Source organism: Niallia sp. MER 6, assembly GCF_023714395.1.
Classification (GTDB): Bacteria; Bacillota; Bacilli; order Bacillales; family Cytobacillaceae; genus Niallia.
The window spans coordinates 1-2937 of sequence record NZ_JAMAUK010000076.1 but is presented as its reverse complement, the minus strand read 5'-3'; the positions used below and the strand labels follow the sequence as shown (position 1 = coordinate 2937).

Annotated in this window: 1 rRNA gene; it reads right to left on the bottom strand. The window is 52.2% G+C overall.

Features of this window, described 5'->3' with window-relative positions:
- Positions 1 to 2936: ribosomal RNA gene (locus M3600_RS28100) — 23S ribosomal RNA — on the bottom strand.
- Position 2937: the final 1 nt, after the last annotated feature.

Sequence of the window (2937 nt, the reverse complement as noted above, 5' to 3'; positions counted from 1 at the left end):
TTAGTTAAGTCCTCGATCTATTAGTATTTGTCAGCTCCACGTGTCACCACGCTTCCACCTCAAACCTATCAACCTGATCATCTTTCAGGGATCTTACTAGCTTACGCTATGGGAAATCTCATCTTGAGGGGGGCTTCATGCTTAGATGCTTTCAGCACTTATCCCTTCCGCACATAGCTACCCAGCTATGCCTTTGGCAAGACAACTGGTACACCAGCGGTGCGTCCATCCCGGTCCTCTCGTACTAAGGACAGCTCCTCTCAAATTTCCTACGCCCACGACGGATAGGGACCGAACTGTCTCACGACGTTCTGAACCCAGCTCGCGTACCGCTTTAATGGGCGAACAGCCCAACCCTTGGGACCGACTACAGCCCCAGGATGCGATGAGCCGACATCGAGGTGCCAAACCTCCCCGTCGATGTGGACTCTTGGGGGAGATAAGCCTGTTATCCCCGGGGTAGCTTTTATCCGTTGAGCGATGGCCCTTCCATGCGGAACCACCGGATCACTAAGCCCGACTTTCGTCCCTGCTCGACTTGTAGGTCTCGCAGTCAAGCTCCCTTGTGCCTTTACACTCTACGAATGATTTCCAACCATTCTGAGGGAACCTTTGGGCGCCTCCGTTACTTTTTAGGAGGCGACCGCCCCAGTCAAACTGCCCACCTGACACTGTCTCCCACCCCGATAAGGGGTGCGGGTTAGAATGTCAATACAGCCAGGGTAGTATCCCACCAATGCCTCCACCGAAGCTGGCGCTCCGGCTTCCAAGGCTCCTACCTATCCTGTACAAGCTGTACCAAAATTCAATATCAGGCTACAGTAAAGCTCCACGGGGTCTTTCCGTCCTGTCGCGGGTAACCTGCATCTTCACAGGTACTATAATTTCACCGAGTCTCTCGTTGAGACAGTGCCCAGATCGTTACACCTTTCGTGCGGGTCGGAACTTACCCGACAAGGAATTTCGCTACCTTAGGACCGTTATAGTTACGGCCGCCGTTTACTGGGGCTTCAATTCAGAGCTTCGCGCGAACGCTAACCCCTCCTCTTAACCTTCCAGCACCGGGCAGGTGTCAGCCCCTATACTTCGCCTTACGGCTTCGCAGAGACCTGTGTTTTTGCTAAACAGTCGCCTGGGCCTATTCACTGCGGCTCTCTCGGGCTTGCACCCAAAAGAGCACCCCTTCTCCCGAAGTTACGGGGTCATTTTGCCGAGTTCCTTAACGAGAGTTCTCTCGCTCACCTTAGGATTCTCTCCTCGCCTACCTGTGTCGGTTTGCGGTACGGGCACCTTGAATCTCGCTAGAGGCTTTTCTTGGCAGTGTGGAATCAGGAACTTCGGTACTATATTTCCCTCGCCGTCACAGCTCCGCCTTCACGGTAATGGGATTTGCCTCATTACCAGCCTAACTGCTTGGACGTGCTAATCCAACAGCACGCTTACCCTATCCTCCTGCGTCCCCCCATCGCTCAAACGATTCATAAGGTGGTACAGGAATATCAACCTGTTGTCCATCGCCTACGCTCTTCAGCCTCGGCTTAGGTCCCGACTAACCCTGAGTGGACGAGCCTTCCTCAGGAAACCTTAGGCATTCGGTGGATGAGATTCTCACTCATCTTTCGCTACTCATACCGGCATTCTCACTTCTAAGCGCTCCACCAGTCCTTACGGTCTAGCTTCAACGCCCTTAGAACGCTCTCCTACCACTGACATCACTAGATGTCAATCCACAGCTTCGGTGATACGTTTAGCCCCGGTACATTTTCGGCGCAGAGTCACTCGACCAGTGAGCTATTACGCACTCTTTAAATGGTGGCTGCTTCTAAGCCAACATCCTGGTTGTCTAAGCAACTCCACATCCTTTTCCACTTAACGTATACTTTGGGACCTTAGCTGGTGGTCTGGGCTGTTTCCCTCTTGACTACGGATCTTATCACTCGCAGTCTGACTCCCAAGGATAAGTATTTGGCATTCGGAGTTTGTCTGAATTCGGTAACCCGATGGGGGCCCCTAGTCCAAACAGTGCTCTACCTCCAATACTCTTACCTTGAGGCTAGCCCTAAAGCTATTTCGGAGAGAACCAGCTATCTCCAAGTTCGATTGGAATTTCTCCGCTACCCACACCTCATCCCCGCACTTTTCAACGTGCGTGGGTTCGGGCCTCCATCCAGTGTTACCTGGACTTCACCCTGGACATGGGTAGATCACCTGGTTTCGGGTCTACGACCACATACTATTACGCCCTATTCAGACTCGCTTTCGCTGCGGCTCCGTCTCTTCAACTTAACCTCGCATGTAATCGTAACTCGCCGGTTCATTCTACAAAAGGCACGCTATCACCCATTAATGGGCTCTAACTACTTGTAGGCACACGGTTTCAGGATCTATTTCACTCCCCTTCCGGGGTGCTTTTCACCTTTCCCTCACGGTACTGGTTCACTATCGGTCACTAGGGAGTATTTAGCCTTGGGAGATGGTCCTCCCTGCTTCCGACGGGATTTCACGTGTCCCGCCGTACTCAGGATCCACTCAGGAGGGAACGAAGTTTCGACTACAGGGTTTTTACCTTCTATGACTGGCCTTTCCAGACCTATTCATCTACCCCGTTCCTTTGTAACTCCATGTAGAGTGTCCTACAACCCCAAGAGGCAAGCCTCTTGGTTTGGGCTAATCCCGTTTCGCTCGCCGCTACTCAGGGAATCGCGTTTGCTTTCTCTTCCTCCGGGTACTTAGATGTTTCAGTTCCCCGGGTCTGCCTTCTGTTACTCTATGTATTCAAGTAACGATACTATCCCATTACGGATAGTGGGTTCCCCCATTCGGAAATCTCCGGATCAAAGCTTACTTACAGCTCCCCGAAGCATATCGGTGTTAGTACCGTCCTTCATCGGCTCCTAGTGCCAAGGCATCCACCGTGCGCCCTTTCTAACTTAACTT